This window comes from Moritella sp. F3 (assembly GCF_015082335.1).
Lineage (GTDB): Bacteria > Pseudomonadota > Gammaproteobacteria > Enterobacterales > Moritellaceae > Moritella.
This window is the reverse complement of the sequence record NZ_BLRL01000001.1, coordinates 660,131-677,787: the sequence shown is the minus strand read 5'-3', so window position 1 is coordinate 677,787 and position 17,657 is coordinate 660,131. Positions and strand designations below refer to the sequence as shown.

Below are 17,657 nucleotides of genomic sequence, written 5' to 3'. Positions count from 1 at the left end.
TTACAGTGATCCTCACGTCCTGTATTAAGAAAGAGGAAGTTCTTCAGCTTCCTCTTTCTTTCCCTTTCTTGCCTAATGCTTACATTTCCTTACACAACGATATTGTCCTTAATGTTATAAACACTCATTTCCTATGGCTAATAATTATGACAATGAAGATGTTTATCTTATGTGCCTTATATTTACTGGCAAGCCCAGTCTCTTTTGCTGAAAATCTTTGTCTTCAGAATGAGAAAACGTCTTTTACTTGTGGTGTCGGTTCGAAAAGTATCTCAGTATGTTCAGCTAATGATCGCACTGTTATTTATCGTTTTGGTACGTCTGAGCTGGTTGAATTAGAGATTGAATCAGTCGTTCATTTTAGTCGGACTAGCTATAGTGGCGGAGGTGCGGGTCATTTAGTATTTTCAAACGGTAAATATAAATATATTGTGTATTCGAGAGGGGTCAGTGGTGAATTCCGTGACGATGGCAGCAGAGAGTACATTGAAACTGCAGGCGTATACGTGATTAAGAATGAAAATATATTGGCTGATGTAGAGTGCAAAACTTTTTCCGGTGATGAATTTATTGGTTATCTACCATCGTTTGAAGAAGAAGAGTTTGAGTATTACTAAGGTGCCGATTAATACTATTTATATTAGAGAGAATGATGAACAATAAAGACTATGCGCTTTGGATGCTAACACTTTTAACGTTAGCAATCGCCTGTGTTGCTAGCACAGCCTTTTTCTATGTGCTTTGGTGGTTAATGTGGAATATTTTATTTAAGGTTACCCCTGCATTGCTGGATAACCTCATCATGATCTATTTCGCTGGTTTAGCTATTACGACGGTGTTTTTTATCGCTACGGTGTTTCTTTCAAGAATATACTATTACAACTTGAAAGGTTGGTTTAGCTATAAATCATCACTCTGACCGAAATGATCCCACTCATTAACGCATTATTTCGCTATAGATAAGAATTCAATATCTTCGAGTTTATCCATTACAACCAAAATTTGCTGTATCAACCCGCAGCTATATAACACGCCTCTGTGGTTCATGTAATTAGAGTCCGCGCGGTTAAGATCTAAAGGTGCGCCTTGGTAATCACTGACGCTGCATAACACGTCTGAAGATGACGCTAAATACTGAGTAGATAATGCTTGGGTTATCGCTGCGGTAGCACTGAAGTCCCACAAGCTGCCGCCACCGAGTTGTGGTTTCGGTAACTTAACATAACAAGCTGGTGGGTTTTCGAGTACACCAATCGCATTCATGACAGCGCCGCAGTTTTTGATGACCTGTAATTTCAATCCTTGTTGCACTGCCTGTGCAGTTAATTGTTCAAGAACTGCTGGATAACGAGCGTCTTGCTGGAAACTACGGTCTATATACAAGCTTAATACCGGATTATTTTTCTCCGGCTGCCAAGGCATTCTATTCTTGAGTACGCTTGATAGCAGTGGCTGGGCATTAATGGCCTGATAGAGGTCATTTGTACTGGGGTTATAGACTACGCCAATGATAGGTTTACCGGTAATATCGACTAACGCGATAGACACGGCAAAACCATCGCCACCTTCAATAAAGGGCAGAGTGCCATCGAGTGGGTCGATACACCAAAAATGGTCTTTATGAAAACGAGCGTGAGTTACTACACCCTCCTCGCAGGTATTTTCTTCAGTCAACAAGGCAATATCATATTGTGTGATAGTCGGCTCTAGTATCGCTAATATAATGGCTTGGCTATCTAAATCTACTTGCGTGACAACCTGCGCACTTAAACTAGAACCAGCTTGTTTACTCTGTACCTGCAGTGACTTTCTATCAACGTTATTAATGAACTTACCTGCTTCTAACGCTGCATCCGTGGCGAGTTGCAATAGCTGTTCTAACTGACAAACGCTTAGTTTCATGATGTTGATAGACCTTTATTAGATGAGTTGAACGGTACTGTTTACGGTAATCGTTTAACGGGCCGTTTTAACTGTAACAGTGCCTGCTGAGTCAGCGATTCGGTATAGCGATTGATCTTCCAATGCGTTGGACTCCAGCCTTTCATGAAACGTTGAAAGTCAGCCCAAGCGATACAATAAAGTGGTCGCCATGCATCTTCCACTGTTTGCGAGTCAATATGGGGTTGTAGCTCGGTGAGGGCCTGTTGTAATTTGCTAAAGTAATTATTAAGTAGGTCAGGTACATCTTGCTCGCACTGTTGGTGTGGTACGCAACTACTGAGCAACATGATCACATCTTTCATGCCGCAACCTCTACCGACATATTGAAAATCAACACCAGCCACGCGGTCGCCAGTTGCTGTGAAACAGAAGTTAGCCAACTTAGCATCACCATGAATAAGTGTTTGAAACTGACATTGCTGTAATGTTTTATCTATGTGCAGGGCTGCTTGTTGTAATGGGATATCTGTTAGTTTTTCTAGCTCGTCAGGACGGGTCGCAAGGTGCCAATAACTGCCGACCTCCCAAAGACCATCGGGTTCAACCGTTAGATGCTGTGCGTGGAAATAAGCTAACCAGGACAAGCATGCTTCTATTTGTTCATAAGATGCTGGTTTATGAGACGTCTGTTTATACGATACTTGTGTATAAGATAAAATCTTAGGTTCAAAGCTGGTGAATGTCTGTGTAAATCCTAGCGTGGCCAAATCTTCCATGATGAGTAATATGTCATTATCCTGCTCGTTAACATATAGACATTTAGGCACTGGGCATTGGGGTAGGCAATGATTAGCGTAATGCTGATACCAGTGTAATTCTACCTGGTATGATGTTAACTTTCGCTGATGAGATAGTGACGAATTCCAACCGCGAGGATGTACTTTAGGTTGGGGTAATTTAATATGCTTTACGATGACGGAAGTATACTGGCTACCACTCAGCGTGGCTCGAAACAGCTCGCCATATCCACCCCATAATGGTTGGATTAGCTGGGTACTGACAACATGATCTGCTGTCATGGCCTGGGCAACGGATTGTAAAACGTCTGTAGGTATACTCATCACTGACTCATTAATTTTAATAGGTTAATAGTGTACAAAATAGTGAGGTTGATGGGTACCTTTCGTTTTAGGTCTACTCCTGTGACTTTATTTGTTATGATGCGCCATCGCGGCTGCGCTGTAATCAAAAAGTATTTAAGCAACAAACTTAAGTGAGACAATTATGATTGTAGAAAATGTGTTTCCTGAATATTACGCAGAAATGTTAGATGTTTGGGAAAACTCAGTCCGAGCAACTCATGACTTTATTACCGAAGAAGATATCGCTTTTTTTAAGCCTATTATCATTGAGAAAGCTTTTCCGGCGGTTACCTTGAAGTGTATCAAAGATACAGACGGTGTAATTATCGGCTTTGTAGGTGTCCACGGCTCGAAAGTTGAAATGCTGTTTATCGCTGATAAAGCGAGAGGGCAAGGCGCTGGTAAGTTGCTATTAGAATATGCCATGGGTGTATTGAACGTAAATAGCGTTGATGTAAACGAACAAAATCCATTAGCTGTTGGTTTTTATCAACACATGGGGTTTAACGTGATATCGCGCTCACCGCTTGATGATATGGGTAAGCCATTTCCGATTTTACACATGAAGTTATAAGTCTTGGTTCGTCATAACCAACTCTGCTAGAAGAAACGCCCAAGGCCAATAACCTTGGGCGTTTCCGTTTCATCACTTTAATCACAGAATATAGAGCCTATTTCTGTATGTACTATTATTTATTTTTGCATTGTAATATTTAGGCAAAATCGGGATTAATCAAGACTTGTCCCAGTCATCAGATTTTATGACGATAATATCGACAATTTCAGCAAGCTCTTTACCTTTTGGCGTTAAGCCGTAATACACTGTCACTGGAACCGTTTCTTCTTGTCTTCGCCAAACAAAACCTTCTTCCTTTAACTGTTTTAATCGTTCACTGAGTACCTTGCTCGAAATGAAAGCGAGCTGCTTACGTATTTGCCCGAAACGAATTTCTTGATGCTGACCAATTAACCAAACAATATGAGCTGTCCACTTTGTAGAGACCAATGTTAAGTATTTATCAGCACTACAATAACCTTCAGGCTGTTTCCCTTGTTCACTCATGCTCACTCCCTTATTTTTTTCATTATATCGAACATGTATCAAATTACTATCACCGCACTGGTTACCAAGAAGTAACTAGTTACTTTTTAGTAGCTAATTTATTTTGTAAACTGACTTCAGTATGATCACTTCATCATCACCGAAGATTCAAACTAAGGGCATATTATGAAAGCAATATTGTTAGTTTTTTTAAGTACGTTATCTTTTTTATCTCATGGCGCAATGGATTATGAAAAACCACAAACACCGAGCGAGTTACACCAGCTATTTTCTGAGTATTTTGCAAATAAAGATATTACTGGGCTAGGTACGTTATTCCATGACGATGCCGTATTCGTCTTAGACGCTGAAGGTAATCTTGCTAAAGGTAAAGACGCTATCAAGCTGAGTTTAAAAGGTTATATGCAAGGTGACGTGGAAATGGTTACACACGGAACATCTATTCACATTAATGGTGATACGGCGCTTATCCGTTCTGACTGGGAGATCCCTAATGTACAAACTGGAATGGCACTTGAAGTGATGAAATATACTGATGGCGGCTGGCTTTATATAATCGATAACCCTAATGGCTTCTAACGATTAACTACTTATTAAAATCTTAACCATGGCGTATAAACCTTGGCTCGTCATAACAACTCAGCTAGAAGAAACGCCAAGGCTAATAACCTTGGGCGTTTCCGTTTGTTTGATATAAACATGTGTTGTTCAATGACTGCATCTTGAACACTCCGAAAGTCCAATTGCTTAATCAGACAAGATCACTGCCGTACCTGACACTGTGATGCCGCCCTTTTTCGGGATAAAAAGCGTTAAGTGACTCGGCGAACCCATTATTTCACCTTGTAGAATATTGATATTTTGCGGTGCATTAATGATGTTGGATTCTCGTAAATACCCGCCTAAGGCAACCGCCGAAGCGCCTGTGGCCGAATCCTCGACGACCCCACCAACTGGAAATGGATTACGAGAGTGAATGAGTCCATCGTTTTCGCGCCAGATTAGTTGCAACGTGGTTAAATCATCATCAAGCATCATTTGTTTAAGCTTGCCGAAGTTGTAGCTTAAGTCATCTAAGCGTTGTTTTGATTTAACTGCTAATACTAAGTGCCAATTACCACCAAAAGCCCGTGCTGGTGGAATACTGCTATCTAAATCATCCACGTCCCAGTCCAGTGCAGAGAGCGCATTTTTAAGTAAAGTGTCCGATGGTAATTCAAATTTAGGTTCTACTGATGTAAGTGCGGCTCTCATTTCACCGCAATACTCGCTAACCTCAACGGGAATAGTCCCTACAGTCGTAGCAAACTGGTAGGTGCCGCTGCCTGCTTTTTTACCCAAGGCAACGCCTGTTGCTATCGTCGCGTGTCCGCAAAATGGCACTTCAGCTTCAGGGCTGTAATAGCGTACGGTGCGCTTACTTCCTTTGTTCGGCGCGACAAAAGCGGTTTCTGAAAACCCAACTTCGGCTGCTATTCGTTGCATCTCTTGTGGTTCAGGCAACGAGTCTCCAATCCATACGCCTGCTGGATTGCCACCTTCAGGTGTGGAAGTAAAGGCTGCTAGTTTTTGTAATGTATGTGAACTCATTGAACGTTCCTTTTAATTTTAATTTCAATTTGAGTTTGTGTGGTTACACCATTAATGTATGTCACCCAATAAAGACAGTAAATGAGTTATTATTGACATGCTATGTGCATAAATGCACACTGGACTTAAACTCACTGAGGTGTTTTTTATGAATTGGAATGACTTGAAGTATTTTCTGGCATTAGCGAGAGAGGGTACTATTAGTGGTGCTGGTCGGGTGCTAAATGTCAAACATACTACTGTAGCAAGGCGTATTGAAGCACTTGAATTAAGCCTAGGTTCGCGACTCTTTGATAAGAGTAGAAGTGGTTACGCGATGACCCAAGCGGCAGAGAACCTATACCAACAAGTGGTATCAATGGAAGAAAAGGTACAGACCATAGATAGGCAAGCTGCCAATCAGGATGCTGCCTTAGCTGGTCCATTAAAGCTGACTATTGCATTTGAACTTGCTAATCGCCTTATTATTCCAAAGATGGGGGACTTCTGCCAACGTTTCCCTGATATCGATATGCAGCTACTCATGACCAAAAATCTCGTCGATTTAGCTGTTATGGAAGCTGATTTGGCCATTCGTATGACACCTAATCCACCGGATTATCTTGTGGGCACTGAAGTTATGAAACTGCATCATGGGATCTATGCTTCGCCAGAATATTTACAATATCGCTCAACACAAACCAAAGTGATCCTTTTTCAGTCTGAAAATAAGCGACCGGATTGGGTAAGAACGCAGGCAAAGGATGCTGAGGTATCACTTCGAGTCGATGATGTCGGTTCAATGGCTGTTGCTGCAGCTAACGGTTTTGGTTTAGCTAAATTACCTTGTTTTATTGGTGATACCCAGCCTGGATTGGTTCGTCTAGATATCCATATGCAGCCATCGGATTGGGGGATTTGGGTTTTGAATCATGTTGAATTACGCTCTACAGCGAGAGTACGTGCCTGTAAAGAATATTTAATTTCGGTGTTAGAAAGTCAACGCGATTTAATTACCGGCAACTTATCAAATTATAAAGGTTCGTAAATTGATGAAGTCTAACATTTGGTTCAAAGCAGGTTTAGTCATCATATATGGTTCATCTATAGATGCCTCTCCCCATTGCCATAATGCTATTCAGTTAGTTTGGTCTAGAGGTGGGACTTGCTGCAAACTCGATAATAAGGCTACATCAACACCTTTAATAATTGGTTCCAATGTGGAACACCAATTACAAATTGATGAGGGTTGGATATTGCTAGTGGAACCGACTAGCGAATTAGGACTCGCACTTTCTGAGAAACTGTTAGGTCGACCATCAACAATATTGAAGCTTCCCATATCTATTCGTCATCATGCCGATCCAACCGATGACTTCGCAGCTTCGCTTACCCCTTTATTCAAAGCATTAGGGCTCTCAACAGCATTTCCTCTTATCAATGTAAGTAAAGTTGAGGACCATCGAATTAAGGCGTTATTGCGCGAACTTGATCAATGCCTAGGTGGTGAGTGCATCAAGCCAAGTAATTGGCGGGCTTCTGAAGTGGCTGACAAATTAGCTTTGTCAGAAAGTCGTTTCTTGCATTTATTTAGTCAAGAGATGGGTATTCCCTGGCGGCCATATCTGCTGTGGTGTCGCATGATATGTGCAGTGAGGGCTGTATTAAATGGCCATTCAGCAACAGACGCAGCGCATTTGGCTGGGTTCTCCGATAGCGCACATTTAAGCCGGACGTTTCGCAAGACATTTGGTATGACAATGAGTCAAGCAAAGGCTATTTTTCGCAAAGGTTAGCCAGTTTATTCAATTTTTGTATTAAGACTTTGGTTATGCTCCTTATATATTCAATAAAAGGAGTTACCCCATGAGCGAGTTATCAACAGAGTACCTACAAGAAACATCAATGCTGGATTTTAACCACCCACAAATACAAAACCTAATCGAGAGAAGAAAATGGAAAAATCTATCTCAATATGATGCCATTGGCGCGATCTACAACTTTGTTCGGGATGATACTCGTTTTGGTTATAACAAGGATGATCGTTTATCTGCAAGCCAAGTATTAAAAGATGGTTACGGGCAATGTAATACCAAAGGTACATTATTAATGGCATTACTTCGCGCTGTGGGTATATCTACCCGTTTTCACGGTTTTACTATTTATAATGATTTACAGCGAGGAGCCATCCCTAACTACCTTTTCATTGTTGCACCGCCTCGTATTATCCATAGTTGGGTGGAAGTTTATCAAGCTGGACGTTGGATCAACTTAGAGGGGTATATTTTAGATAAGGATTATTTAAAACAAGTTCAAAACCATTTTGCTAAACCAAATGAAATAAAAAGTGAAGTAAAAAATGAAGCATTTTCTGGCTACGGTATTGCGACTAAATGTTTATCTAACCCTAATGTCGATTGGCAAGGCGAAGATACTTATATTCAAAGCGAAGGTATTGCCGATGACTTTGGTATATACACCCAGCCTGATGATTTTTATGCAAACTATGGCAGTAATCTCTCTGGTATTAAAAAAGTGATGTTTCGTTATGTACTTCGCCACTTAATGAACTTGAATGTAAATAAAATTCGTACCAAGGGGATCAGTAATAAATTAGTGCAATAACACTAAGCCAAACTTGCCCCTTTCTGCGTTAGCAAACTGGTATCCTTCGACCGTTTAATAATTAGGTAGCAATAATTTTTCTAATTGCGAACGTCCAGTTTTTTGTTAGTAATAATGATAAAACCGACATTCCACACCCCTAAATAGATATTATTACTGGTGAGTAGATCACAATCAGTATAATTATAATTGTAATTATTGAATATTAAAAAGTTTCCATGCCATATTAAATATTCTTATTCACATTTAAAAATCCATTATGGGCACAATCGTATCTTTTACGAACGTGTAGGTAACTCCTTTAAAAGAGTTGTCAAAAGTGCGGAATATCGGATATAGATCTCACTTAAATAATAAATAAGCAAAAAGGACTTACATGAAAAAGGAAACTGCAGTTCAACTGAAGGATGATGCGGGACTGGATACTGCATCCATTAAAAGTGTCGGTAATGACGTCGTCAGACAAATAAAAAGATCACCTATACCTACCCCAATACCTATTCAATATGCGGATGAAGTCCGCTTTCAAAAACCAGAACAGCCTACCTATGCAATCTTGCCCTCAATTTTTTCTATATTGAGTTTGTTGTTTATGGCAATGCTGTCTAGCGTTATGTTTATTCAGCTGTTCAATCCCTCTGTTACGGGCTTGGCTTGGTTGGGTGATTTGTTTACCTTTTTGAAACCACCTCAGGCTGGGGCGAATATGGCCGCATGGACGTGGTTGCCTTTCTTGTTCACTATCATTGGTAGTGTTTTGGGTATGGTGTTTGAATTGGGTTTGTTACTGAGCGGTCATGCCTTTCAGCAAACGCGAACTAAGTTTGGCGTATTCATTTTAAATCTTCGCCTATTAAATTTAGCCCCTGTGGTTACTACCATCTTCTTCTTTATTACTTGTATGGTTGTGACTCATGCAGACATGCGCTTTGCCATGCTCTATCTTGCGGGCGGCGCCTGTTTTGGTTTGGGTTTCGCCTTGTTCTTTGGCGGTGCACAGGCCTTTGTGCCATTAGTGCTGGCGGGTATTCAAGTTGCTCAAATAATCATGGTGCTAACCGGTACAATCCCTGCAGGCGGAGAAACCATTGCGTGGTTGCTAGTCGGGCAGGCAGCATTGCAGCTAACGGCATTGTTGATCGGTACAGCTACTCCCTGGAAGAGCACTGCATTCCATACGATTAGTACTATCTCTGGTATTTTACTGTACAGCGCAATCTTAAAAGTGACGGCTGCAGACATTGGATTTTCTCAGTCAGTTGCAGTGGTGCTACCTGAGGGCTCTTTGGCTCTATGGGGTTTTGTGGGTGCTTGTATTACAGGTTTGGTATTGACGGTGGTTTTATTGCCGAAGACCCTCGGTGGTTTCCTCGTAATGTTGAGTAATACGATTTGGTCGCCGTTGTATTTCTTTTTGGTTAGCGCAGACCGTTTTCCTCATCCGTTTAATTTGACGGAAGTTTATGGTGGTAAAAAGCCACCTGCAAAAACCAACTTGAAGCCATACTATCAAGTGCACCCCGAGTTTTTACTGCAGCGTTTGAGTATTCCTGCCGTTGTTAATATCGAGGAATCAGTCACTCTGTTTAAAAAATTGATAAAGACAGCAAGGACCGCTTTCTCTGTCATGGCGATACTGGATCACTACCTACCTCAAGCGAATGTTAAAATCCCATTGACCAATAAAAAGCGTATGGCTATTTGGAGCGACGGTTCTGAATACTGGCCTAGCTTGTTTACGAAGAAAATATTTGGTTTACATCTACCCGACGGCGGCAAGATGGACACAGCGCCTGAGCCTGCGATTGCTGCTTTTAAAGAAGGCCAGTTGTTGGGATATTTGGCCGAGTCTGGTGTGGCTTCGCCTTTCTTAAAGCCTGCACCAGAAATGGGCGAGGGTATGTTGACCATTGATTTCCGCTTCTTAGAAAACTATGAAACCAAGCCTGATTATGAGTCCTATGGCGGTGCGGCTTACTTTAAAGTCAACAGCACAAAGAAGCGTTTGGAATTGATTTCTGTCGTGGCGCCTCACTCCACTGATGTATTGCTAGCCGATCCGCGCAGCCCTAGCTTCCGTCGTGCGGAAAGCTTGGTATTAGCTTCTATGTATTATCAAGTTATCAGCGGTAAGCACTTGGCTGAAATACATATGACTTATAACCTGGTTGAAGTGGCGATGCATGATGCTTTTGAGGCGCAAGGGCAATGGGCGCATCCATTCAGAACATTCATGTATTTGCACTTCTTTGCCCATGAGTTGGCGGAAGAAATTACTACCGAACACTTGGTTCAAGAGGGCGCGGTGTTTAGTCAAATTTTTGCGACCACCCATGATAGCTTGGTGCACCACTTAAATGACTGCTATTCCAACTTCGAGTATGGCGCAGATGAAGATTTTGAAGCGCGTGCTGCGATGCTGACTATGCAGGGGTCTGCGGGTAAGCCCGGCGAGCTATTGCCGAATGCCTGTATTAAGTGGGAGTTAGATTACGCTAAAATCTGGAATGGCTATACCACGGCATTGATCGATATTATTTATACGGATGATGCAGCGGTACAAGCGGATAAGTACTTGCAAGATTTCCACGCGGGCTTGTTACAAGTCATGATCAAGGGCTTACCTGCGCGTTATGAGGGCTTCCAGACTAAGGCGGGTGTTGCACGCTTTGCTTCGGACACTATTCACCACACGGTTGTTCGTCACCAAGTTTATGGCACAACGGGTATACGTGCGGCACTGGACCCTCGCATTAGCAAGGTTCAAGTGCCTATGGATGGCGGCACCCCCGCTATTAATGAATGGCGCTCTTTGGCATTCGTGGCATTGGCAACCGGCAAGGCTAGGTTCACGTTATTACAAGGTGATTTTACTAGTCTGCTCAATGGTGTCGATGCGAAGTATAAGGACGACATGCACAAGGTGTTTGACCAGCTGCAAGAAGATCTTGCTAAGTTAGAGACTGAGTGGACTGCTACGGAAGAAGATAAGCAGCGCAACTACAACTATTTCCGTTCAGTACCCTCAGTACTGCATACCGGACCTGGTTATTAATTAACACGGTAATAAGTCCCTCTGTTAAGCATTTGCTTGATGGAGGGGTTACCGCGCCTAATGAAAAGGAAATAGATCATGAGTTATTCAAAAAGCCAAACCATGTTGGCCTTTGCTTATATGTCTTACTATGGATTTGATTTAATTGGTCCCGATAAGTGTAATTCTCAAAAAATTGAGAAAGATATTAAGCATGCCTTAACCAGCTGGGCACCTGTTAAAGATGAATGGGAGTTGGTCTGGGGGCCGGGAGTATTTATCTTCGACCTTGCCTTGTTTGATGACAATTTAATGTACCTTGTGCGCAATATTAAAGATCCGTCACGATATGTTATCGGCATACGCGGCACTAACCCTGTGGGGTTGAAAGACTGGTTAATAGAAGATTTTCAAGTGACCTGCATGGTTAGGTGGCCGTACGGAAAACCTGCGGCTAGGTTGAGGCCAAAAATTTCTAAGAGTACTGAAATTGGCATAACCAAGTTACAGGAAATGATTGCGGAACCCGGTGTACCTGGAGAAGGAAAAAGCTTATTAGAATTTTTACAGGGCGACATTGAGGGTAAAGACGCCGTTGATATTTGTGTGACTGGGCACAGCTTGGGTGGTGCTTTAGCGCCGACGCTGGCTTTGTGGTTGAAGGATATTCAAGGCGAAGAATTGCCTGAGAGCGCAAAAATATCGACGGTTGCTTTTGCGGGGCCTTCTGCAGGTAATAAAGACTTCGCCAAGTATTCCGACCAACGCTTTGCAGCGGGTGAATGTATTCGTGTGGCCAATTCCTTAGATGTAGCGCCCCATGCCTGGAATCATAAGTCTCTGCGCAAGTTGTTCCTTTTATACAAGTCCGACTTTCTGCTGCCAGGGCCGCTTGTGATTGGCATGATCTGGGCCATGCTGGCGATGTCATGGGGTAAAGGCTATCAACAAATTGAGGCTGACGCTAAGCCTATAAAAGGTCGGTTTAAGCCTTTGTTGTTTAACTATTTGGCACAAGGTATATACCAGCATGTAGTGGGCTATCCCGAAGTCATGGGTATGCTGGATGACAATGACATCCCCGTGTTTGAATTGTTTGCTGGGCAGCTGTAATACTCGGCTGATTAACAAGGGTAGCTCTATCACCATTAAGTACCACTACTGTCCAGTAGTGGGTTTTGGTGCCATGATACTGATGACAGCTGACTCACAGAAGGTTCTAGAGAATTGGTCCATCCCATCTCCTGGAGTTCACATTCTAGATGCTGTTAAAGTTCTTTTAAAAGACACCCAAGGGATAATCGGAATAACGACAGGGCTATACCGATTATTATTTATTTAAACGCATATCAATGTGTGGGATACCGTCTTCCATATATACTTCAGAAATAGGTTTAAATCCGTACTTTTGGTAGAAACTTTGTAAGTATTCTTGTGCTCCAATATCAATAGTTTTACCTGGCCAATGCTGTTCACATTGTTTCAATGCTTCTATAATCAGTTGATGGCCAAGACCATTTCCGCGAGCTGTGTCTTTCGTCGCAACGCGCCCTAAACTGACATTTTCATAAGATATACCAGCAGGGAGTAATCTTGCATATGCAATAATCTCGTCGTTTTGTGATCCGCAAAGATGATATACATCGTCAATGGTATCTTTGTCATCTAACTCTGGATAAGGGCAGGTCTGTTCTACAACAAAAATATTTACTCTTAGCTTGATAAGCTCATAAAGCTGTAATGTGGAGAGTTTATTAAAAGGAAGCGTTTGCCAAATAATCATTTATTTATCCTAAGTGTTGAGTATTTGGATAAAATTTAGCAACTCAGGAAGGTATTATCGTTAACTTATGTTAATTATTATCTTTTATTCTTGTTTTAATACGACTTAAGCTGACATGAGTGATCCCAAGGTAAGCTGCAATCTGGTAATCATTTAGCCGTGTGAGTAGTAGGGGGAAGTCTCGACAGAAGATTTCGTATCGCTCTTTGGGCGTATGTAGCATGAAGCGCTCTTTATTTTCTTTATACATTAGCTGTGTTTCTAGTAACTTAATATATAAAGGGTGTGACTTATTTCGCCACTCCTGAACAGAGGATATGGGTAAACAAAGTAGTGCTGTAGCTGTTAACGTTTCCACCAAATATGGCGAAGGAAGCCCATTTATCAGGGATTCAAAGCCAATTATCCAATCCTGTTCCCAATAGAATTCTTTACTAAATTGCTTACCTTGCTGAGTAATATAACAAGCATGGCAGGTACCTTCTAAAATGAAATAAAACGAGTCGGCAACTTCACCTTGGTTCAACAATATATGCTGAGCGGGAAGCAATAATGGCTTTGCAACACGAGTTAATATATCAATATCTAAAGCCGTGAATTCATGTTGCTCTAATTGCTTAATGAAGTTTGGGTTCATGAGATCCTTTAAGTTAGAAGGTACTAAAGCTTAATCAATTTAGGTTTGGCACAATAATAAAATGAACTCGCTGCTGCCTATTCCAATATAGTACTAACCGCGTCGTTTATAACTGTCTATCGCGATTAATACCAAAGCAAGCATAATAGCGCCATAGATAGGCCATTGGATTAACTCAATACGTTCACCCAGTAATAAGCCAACACAAAAAACCAATGTCGGTTCTAAATAGGTCAATAAACCAAACAGGCTAAGTGGCAGCATTTGTGAAGCGTATAAAAATAACAGCATGGGCAGTGTGCCTGTGATCCCGAGTCCTAGGTAATAAGCCCAAGACGAAACTTCGATTTGTTGCCAATCACTAAAGGGTTGTAAATAGAGCATGGCAAGCAGTGCGAACGGTAGTAAAAACAGGTTGTCTAAGGTGAATACCAGATCGCTCGCCATTGGGTGACGTCGGCGATTCATAAAGTACAGCGGATACCCTAAGGCAATCACAAACACAATCCAAGAAATGCCATCGGCAATGACATAAGCATAAACAACACCACAAGCAGCAATGATACATGCGATTACCTGTACACGGCTTAATTGTTCACCATAGACAAAATAACCCACGGCAACTAAGACTAGCGGTAGCGCAAAATAGCCTAATGCAACAGAAAGTATTTCCCCCTGTAGCGGCGCCCAGATAAACAGCCAAAACTGTGGCGCAATTAAACAGGCGGAGAATAAGAATCTAGGCCACAATCGCCATTGTTTTAATTGTTCCCACAACATTGAGAACCGGCCAACTAAGGTTAAACCCAATAGCATAATCACCGAACTCCACAAAACCCTTTGCCCGGTGAGCCAATGACCAGCGCCTTCGGCAACAGCTGTTTCTGGCCAAGTAGGTTGAAACTGGACATACAGGGGCAGTAATGCAAATAAACACGACGCTATTACTGACGCTATGATTCCCTTCTGGTGTGAAGAAAAATTAAAGGTGTTACTTGTAAGTTTGGATAAAGGCATAGGCTATCAAATTAAACTGGTTGGGGGATCGGAACTAAGGAAGTGAATGATACCACGCCCACTGTGAATAACAGATTGATACCTTGGATTATCCTGATAAATGTGGTGAATATTACCATTGGTTAATGTAATGACGCTAATTGTGTTGCAACCTGTGAAGAAAGGCTACTGCTGAGCACCCAAAGCGAATAAATTTGGGTGCATGTTCTAAGTAGATATCAATAGCGATAATCGTAGCGCCAGCTTAATTTTACCACCATGCTTCAGCTTGCATACCAACACTAATCTCGTTGTCTACGCCAGTCCCAAATGCATTTTCATTTTTGGTATCATTGAGATAAGTGGCGAAAACACGAATTTCAGGGCGAGCCCAGAAGCCTGGTTTTGGTATCCAAGCTTGTGCGACAGTAAATTTACTACCAGCGCTATCAACATTATTGATGGTGTCCGAGAATCCACCGATCTCAACAACCGTACGCATACGATCTGTCCACTTATACATTGGGCGAACGACGACACTGAATGTTGAATCATCGGTATCAGTACTATCAACGTTAGTCGCAGCGGCATAGCGTATTGAGTGGCCAAGTTCGACGTTGTCAGCTAAAGAGAGTACACCCCAGTTAATAATGCGGTAACCTTCAGCCTCGTTATTCGCAGCGTCACGAATTAAACCATTACCATGACCGTAAGTTGTCATTTGCTCTGCATACCCAGAATTAGCGAGTTGCAGGATTGTTTTATTAAAGCCAGCGTCTAAATTTTGCGTTAAGCTGGCTGTAAGCATGACACTGTCATCTGCATCCAGAGATTGTTCGTTTCTCGCATGCCCATAGTGGTAGTCAACACCGAGTTCTAAATCAGCCTTGTTCCATAATGGGATATCAGCATAGCGAATATCGAGGATGACAGCTGTCGTTTCCTGACCATCATCAATATCTCCAGCAACCGTATCTTGAATTAACGCAAATGATAATTTACCTGGCCCCACGTTGATATGCTCAATACCGGCGCCGATGCCACTTACATCCCAGTAGTAATTATCGACAATGTGTACATCATGGCGCTGGTAATAACGGTCGCCAGCCCAGATGGTAATGTCTTTATCTGCAAATAGACCAGTTGCTTGTATATTCAGTTGCACAACATTAACGCTTTTGTCTAATGAGTTTTCATCCTGACCTTCCCAGTAGGCCAACATTGAGTCGACCACAAATGACACTTCATCTTCAGCGTAAAGTTCTTTTTTTAATCCAAATTCACCGTACAGGTCATCTTCATTACCTAAGCGACCGACTTTGTTGACTTCCCATTTATTATTAGCACCGCCTTCACTGCTTAGACCGACACCGCCACGCATATAACCGTAAAATTCGACTGGAGAATATTCGGCAATTGCATTTGATGATAATAGTGCGACAGAAATGGCGCCGATAAGAGGTAGTAGTTTCATTGTTCTTTCCTTGTAATGTGATAGCTTAAATTAGTTGCGCTATTTATTATTTTATTTGTTATTTAACTTGCGTTGGGAGCGCTCCCAGTGGCGTTATGGTGCAATGTAAATTAATAGGAAGAAAGTCATCATCATGAATACTGTGATCAAGATAACTATAAATACTTATGTTATAGTCATCTTTTGGGGAGCGCTCCCATTTTCATTGTCGCGTGAGTAATTGCACGAGTAAGATAAGCTTGAGGCAGGGCACATATTTAATGGATTTGGTATGACTATAAATTATTTAAGGAGAGAAAATGTTATCTGTTGTTGCTGATATTGGTGGTACAAATATTCGACTTGCTGTTTGTGACGTTGAAACGGGGATGTTAAGTAAATTAAATGAGTTTGCGTGTGCAGAATTTACAACACTTGAAGCTGCACTTGTTCAATATTTTGAAATATTACCAGGAGAAGTAAAACATCTTTGTATTGGTATTGCATGCCCAGTTGAAAATGATCATGTGGCGATGACTAATTTAAGTTGGACGTTTTCTAAACAAGTGCTTCAAGATAAATTACAGTTAGCATCTCTATATGTAATTAATGACTACACCGCGATTTCATTAGCAGTACCATTTCTTTCTCCTGAAGAGAAAATACAAATTGGTGGTGGCGAAATTCAGGTTGATGGCACAACCGCTGTGTTTGGTCCTGGCACGGGGCTTGGTGTTTCACACATAGTTAAGTCGGCTGGTAAGTGGGTCAGTTTAGATGGTGAGGGAGGGCATGTTAGCTTTAGTGTGAATACACGAGAGCAAGCTGATATTTTATTCCTATTACAAGCGCAATTCGGTCATGTTTCTGCAGAACGTATTCTGTCGGGGCAGGGGTTAGTTAATGTATATACTAGTCTGTGTACTTTATCTGATCAGAGCGCCAAGTTTGACCAACCTAAAGACGTATCTAAAGCTGCATTAGATGGAAGTTGTGATATCGCGCGTCGCAGCCTAGATATTTTCTGCCAAGTGATGGGGAGCTTTGCTGGTAACCTCGCATTAAACCTCGCTTGTACAGGTGGCGTTTATATCGCTGGTGGTATTGTGCCACGCTTTACAGATTTATTTCAATCTAGCGATTTCAGGCATTTCTTTGAAGAAAAAGGGCGTTTTAAAAGTTACCTTTCCTCGATTCCAACTTTTTTAATTAGGCATGATAATCCCGGATTATTGGGGGCAAGTGTTTATCTTCGCCAAGAGTTAGAGTCTATTAAATAATAATGCTTTACGGTACAATCATAACTAATAAGGCTGGATTTTAACTTCCTAATGCAGACAAGATTTAGTTAATAAAAGCCCTTATCATTGTAAAGTGAAAGGGCTTTTTTTCTCTGAGGGAATTACCTTAAATAATCACTGCATAATAATTGAAAAACCCCGCTGATAGCGATAATAAAAAGTATCTATTA

General features: G+C 41.6%; 18 protein-coding genes. 10 read left to right on the top strand and 8 right to left on the bottom strand.

The genetic code is table 11. The features are described 5' to 3' along the window. Positions 1–146 precede the first annotated feature (146 nt). Both JFU56_RS02960 and JFU56_RS02955 read left to right on the top strand, forming a co-directional pair. Positions 147–617: a hypothetical protein gene (locus tag JFU56_RS02960; RefSeq protein WP_242065819.1), complete on the top strand. Its 471-nt coding sequence runs from the start codon at positions 147–149 to the stop codon at positions 615–617. A gap of 32 nt (positions 618–649) precedes the next feature. After that, a complete protein-coding gene (locus JFU56_RS02955; protein ID WP_198435779.1) occupies positions 650–919 on the top strand; it encodes a hypothetical protein in 270 nt (89 codons plus the stop codon). Positions 920–945: 26 nt separating this feature from the next. On the opposite strand, the gene JFU56_RS02950 is transcribed toward JFU56_RS02955, so the two are convergent. Together JFU56_RS02950 and JFU56_RS02945 are read right to left on the bottom strand one after the other, a co-directional pair. Next, entirely contained in the window at positions 946–1,902 is a 957-nt protein-coding gene (locus JFU56_RS02950; protein ID WP_198435778.1) for a 3'(2'),5'-bisphosphate nucleotidase CysQ, read from the bottom strand. Positions 1,903–1,943: 41 nt separating this feature from the next. Further along, positions 1,944–3,005, bottom strand: a complete 1,062-nt coding sequence (locus JFU56_RS02945) for a phosphotransferase (protein ID WP_198435777.1) — start codon at positions 3,003–3,005, stop codon at positions 1,944–1,946. A 163-nt stretch (positions 3,006–3,168) separates the two neighbouring features. On the opposite strand from JFU56_RS02945, the gene JFU56_RS02940 reads away from it, so the two are divergent. After that, the gene (locus tag JFU56_RS02940; protein WP_198435776.1) at positions 3,169–3,600 is read left to right on the top strand and encodes a GNAT family N-acetyltransferase; all 432 of its coding nucleotides are present in this window, start codon (positions 3,169–3,171) and stop codon (positions 3,598–3,600) included. 159 nt (positions 3,601–3,759) lie between these two features. Here the strand turns inward: JFU56_RS02940 and JFU56_RS02935 are convergent, their stop codons facing one another. Next, positions 3,760–4,089 (bottom strand): helix-turn-helix domain-containing protein, encoded by a 330-nt coding sequence (locus tag JFU56_RS02935; RefSeq protein WP_198435775.1) that lies wholly within the window; start codon positions 4,087–4,089, stop codon positions 3,760–3,762. A gap of 165 nt (positions 4,090–4,254) precedes the next feature. Here JFU56_RS02935 and JFU56_RS02930 point away from each other — a divergent pair, with 165 nt between their 5' ends. Further along, complete coding sequence (locus JFU56_RS02930; RefSeq protein WP_198435774.1) at positions 4,255–4,668, top strand: DUF4440 domain-containing protein; 414 nt, start codon at positions 4,255–4,257, stop codon at positions 4,666–4,668. Between the two features lie 168 nt (positions 4,669–4,836). On the opposite strand, the gene JFU56_RS02925 is transcribed toward JFU56_RS02930, so the two are convergent. Beyond that, a complete protein-coding gene (locus tag JFU56_RS02925; RefSeq protein ID WP_198435773.1) occupies positions 4,837–5,679 on the bottom strand; it encodes a PhzF family phenazine biosynthesis protein in 843 nt (280 codons plus the stop codon). Positions 5,680–5,827: 148 nt separating this feature from the next. Between JFU56_RS02925 and JFU56_RS02920 the strand changes: the two genes are divergently transcribed. The 5 genes from JFU56_RS02920 (at position 5,828) to JFU56_RS02900 (ending at position 12,430) form a co-directional block, all read left to right on the top strand. Further along, positions 5,828–6,706 carry a LysR family transcriptional regulator gene (locus tag JFU56_RS02920; protein WP_198435772.1) on the top strand — a complete coding sequence of 293 codons (879 nt, stop codon included), beginning with the start codon at positions 5,828–5,830 and terminating at the stop codon, positions 6,704–6,706. A gap of 172 nt (positions 6,707–6,878) precedes the next feature. Next, positions 6,879–7,454: a helix-turn-helix transcriptional regulator gene (locus JFU56_RS02915; protein WP_242065818.1), complete on the top strand. Its 576-nt coding sequence runs from the start codon at positions 6,879–6,881 to the stop codon at positions 7,452–7,454. 70 nt (positions 7,455–7,524) lie between these two features. Further along, entirely contained in the window at positions 7,525–8,283 is a 759-nt protein-coding gene (locus JFU56_RS02910) for a transglutaminase family protein (RefSeq protein WP_198435770.1), read from the top strand. 706 nt (positions 8,284–8,989) lie between these two features. Continuing rightward, positions 8,990–11,338 (top strand): hypothetical protein, encoded by a 2,349-nt coding sequence (locus tag JFU56_RS02905; RefSeq protein ID WP_242065817.1) that lies wholly within the window; start codon positions 8,990–8,992, stop codon positions 11,336–11,338. Between the two features lie 78 nt (positions 11,339–11,416). Then, complete coding sequence (locus JFU56_RS02900; protein WP_198435768.1) at positions 11,417–12,430, top strand: hypothetical protein; 1,014 nt, start codon at positions 11,417–11,419, stop codon at positions 12,428–12,430. Between the two features lie 217 nt (positions 12,431–12,647). On the opposite strand, the gene JFU56_RS02895 is transcribed toward JFU56_RS02900, so the two are convergent. The 4 genes from JFU56_RS02895 to lamB form a co-directional block, all read right to left on the bottom strand. Next, positions 12,648–13,100: a GNAT family N-acetyltransferase gene (locus tag JFU56_RS02895; RefSeq protein ID WP_198435767.1), complete on the bottom strand. Its 453-nt coding sequence runs from the start codon at positions 13,098–13,100 to the stop codon at positions 12,648–12,650. 70 nt (positions 13,101–13,170) lie between these two features. Next, positions 13,171–13,737 carry a Crp/Fnr family transcriptional regulator gene (locus JFU56_RS02890; protein WP_198435766.1) on the bottom strand — a complete coding sequence of 189 codons (567 nt, stop codon included), beginning with the start codon at positions 13,735–13,737 and terminating at the stop codon, positions 13,171–13,173. A 93-nt stretch (positions 13,738–13,830) separates the two neighbouring features. Continuing rightward, on the bottom strand, positions 13,831–14,754 hold the full coding sequence (gene rarD / locus JFU56_RS02885) for an EamA family transporter RarD (RefSeq protein WP_198435765.1): 924 nt from the start codon (positions 14,752–14,754) through the stop codon (positions 13,831–13,833). 250 nt (positions 14,755–15,004) lie between these two features. Continuing rightward, positions 15,005–16,207: a maltoporin LamB gene (gene lamB / locus JFU56_RS02880; RefSeq protein ID WP_198435764.1), complete on the bottom strand. Its 1,203-nt coding sequence runs from the start codon at positions 16,205–16,207 to the stop codon at positions 15,005–15,007. A gap of 299 nt (positions 16,208–16,506) precedes the next feature. On the opposite strand from lamB, the gene JFU56_RS02875 reads away from it, so the two are divergent. After that, positions 16,507–17,466 (top strand): glucokinase, encoded by a 960-nt coding sequence (locus tag JFU56_RS02875; protein WP_198435763.1) that lies wholly within the window; start codon positions 16,507–16,509, stop codon positions 17,464–17,466. The last annotated feature ends 191 nt before the right edge of the window (positions 17,467–17,657 follow it).

Excerpts from the sequence above, each read along its gene's own strand:
- JFU56_RS02960 (WP_242065819.1), top strand. The coding sequence starts at position 147 with ATGACAATGAAGATGTTTATCTTATGTGCCTTATATTTACTGGCAAGC.
- JFU56_RS02955 (WP_198435779.1), top strand. The coding sequence starts at position 650 with ATGATGAACAATAAAGACTATGCGCTTTGGATGCTAACACTTTTAACG.
- JFU56_RS02950 (WP_198435778.1), bottom strand. The coding sequence starts at position 1,902 with ATGAAACTAAGCGTTTGTCAGTTAGAACAGCTATTGCAACTCGCCACG.
- JFU56_RS02945 (WP_198435777.1), bottom strand. The coding sequence starts at position 3,005 with ATGAGTATACCTACAGACGTTTTACAATCCGTTGCCCAGGCCATGACA.
- JFU56_RS02940 (WP_198435776.1), top strand. The coding sequence starts at position 3,169 with ATGATTGTAGAAAATGTGTTTCCTGAATATTACGCAGAAATGTTAGAT.
- JFU56_RS02935 (WP_198435775.1), bottom strand. The coding sequence starts at position 4,089 with ATGAGTGAACAAGGGAAACAGCCTGAAGGTTATTGTAGTGCTGATAAA.
- JFU56_RS02930 (WP_198435774.1), top strand. The coding sequence starts at position 4,255 with ATGAAAGCAATATTGTTAGTTTTTTTAAGTACGTTATCTTTTTTATCT.
- JFU56_RS02925 (WP_198435773.1), bottom strand. The coding sequence starts at position 5,679 with ATGAGTTCACATACATTACAAAAACTAGCAGCCTTTACTTCCACACCT.
- JFU56_RS02920 (WP_198435772.1), top strand. The coding sequence starts at position 5,828 with ATGAATTGGAATGACTTGAAGTATTTTCTGGCATTAGCGAGAGAGGGT.
- JFU56_RS02910 (WP_198435770.1), top strand. The coding sequence starts at position 7,525 with ATGAGCGAGTTATCAACAGAGTACCTACAAGAAACATCAATGCTGGAT.
- JFU56_RS02905 (WP_242065817.1), top strand. The coding sequence starts at position 8,990 with ATGGCCGCATGGACGTGGTTGCCTTTCTTGTTCACTATCATTGGTAGT.
- JFU56_RS02900 (WP_198435768.1), top strand. The coding sequence starts at position 11,417 with ATGAGTTATTCAAAAAGCCAAACCATGTTGGCCTTTGCTTATATGTCT.
- JFU56_RS02895 (WP_198435767.1), bottom strand. The coding sequence starts at position 13,100 with ATGATTATTTGGCAAACGCTTCCTTTTAATAAACTCTCCACATTACAG.
- JFU56_RS02890 (WP_198435766.1), bottom strand. The coding sequence starts at position 13,737 with ATGAACCCAAACTTCATTAAGCAATTAGAGCAACATGAATTCACGGCT.
- rarD (WP_198435765.1), bottom strand. The coding sequence starts at position 14,754 with ATGCCTTTATCCAAACTTACAAGTAACACCTTTAATTTTTCTTCACAC.
- lamB (WP_198435764.1), bottom strand. The coding sequence starts at position 16,207 with ATGAAACTACTACCTCTTATCGGCGCCATTTCTGTCGCACTATTATCA.
- JFU56_RS02875 (WP_198435763.1), top strand. The coding sequence starts at position 16,507 with ATGTTATCTGTTGTTGCTGATATTGGTGGTACAAATATTCGACTTGCT.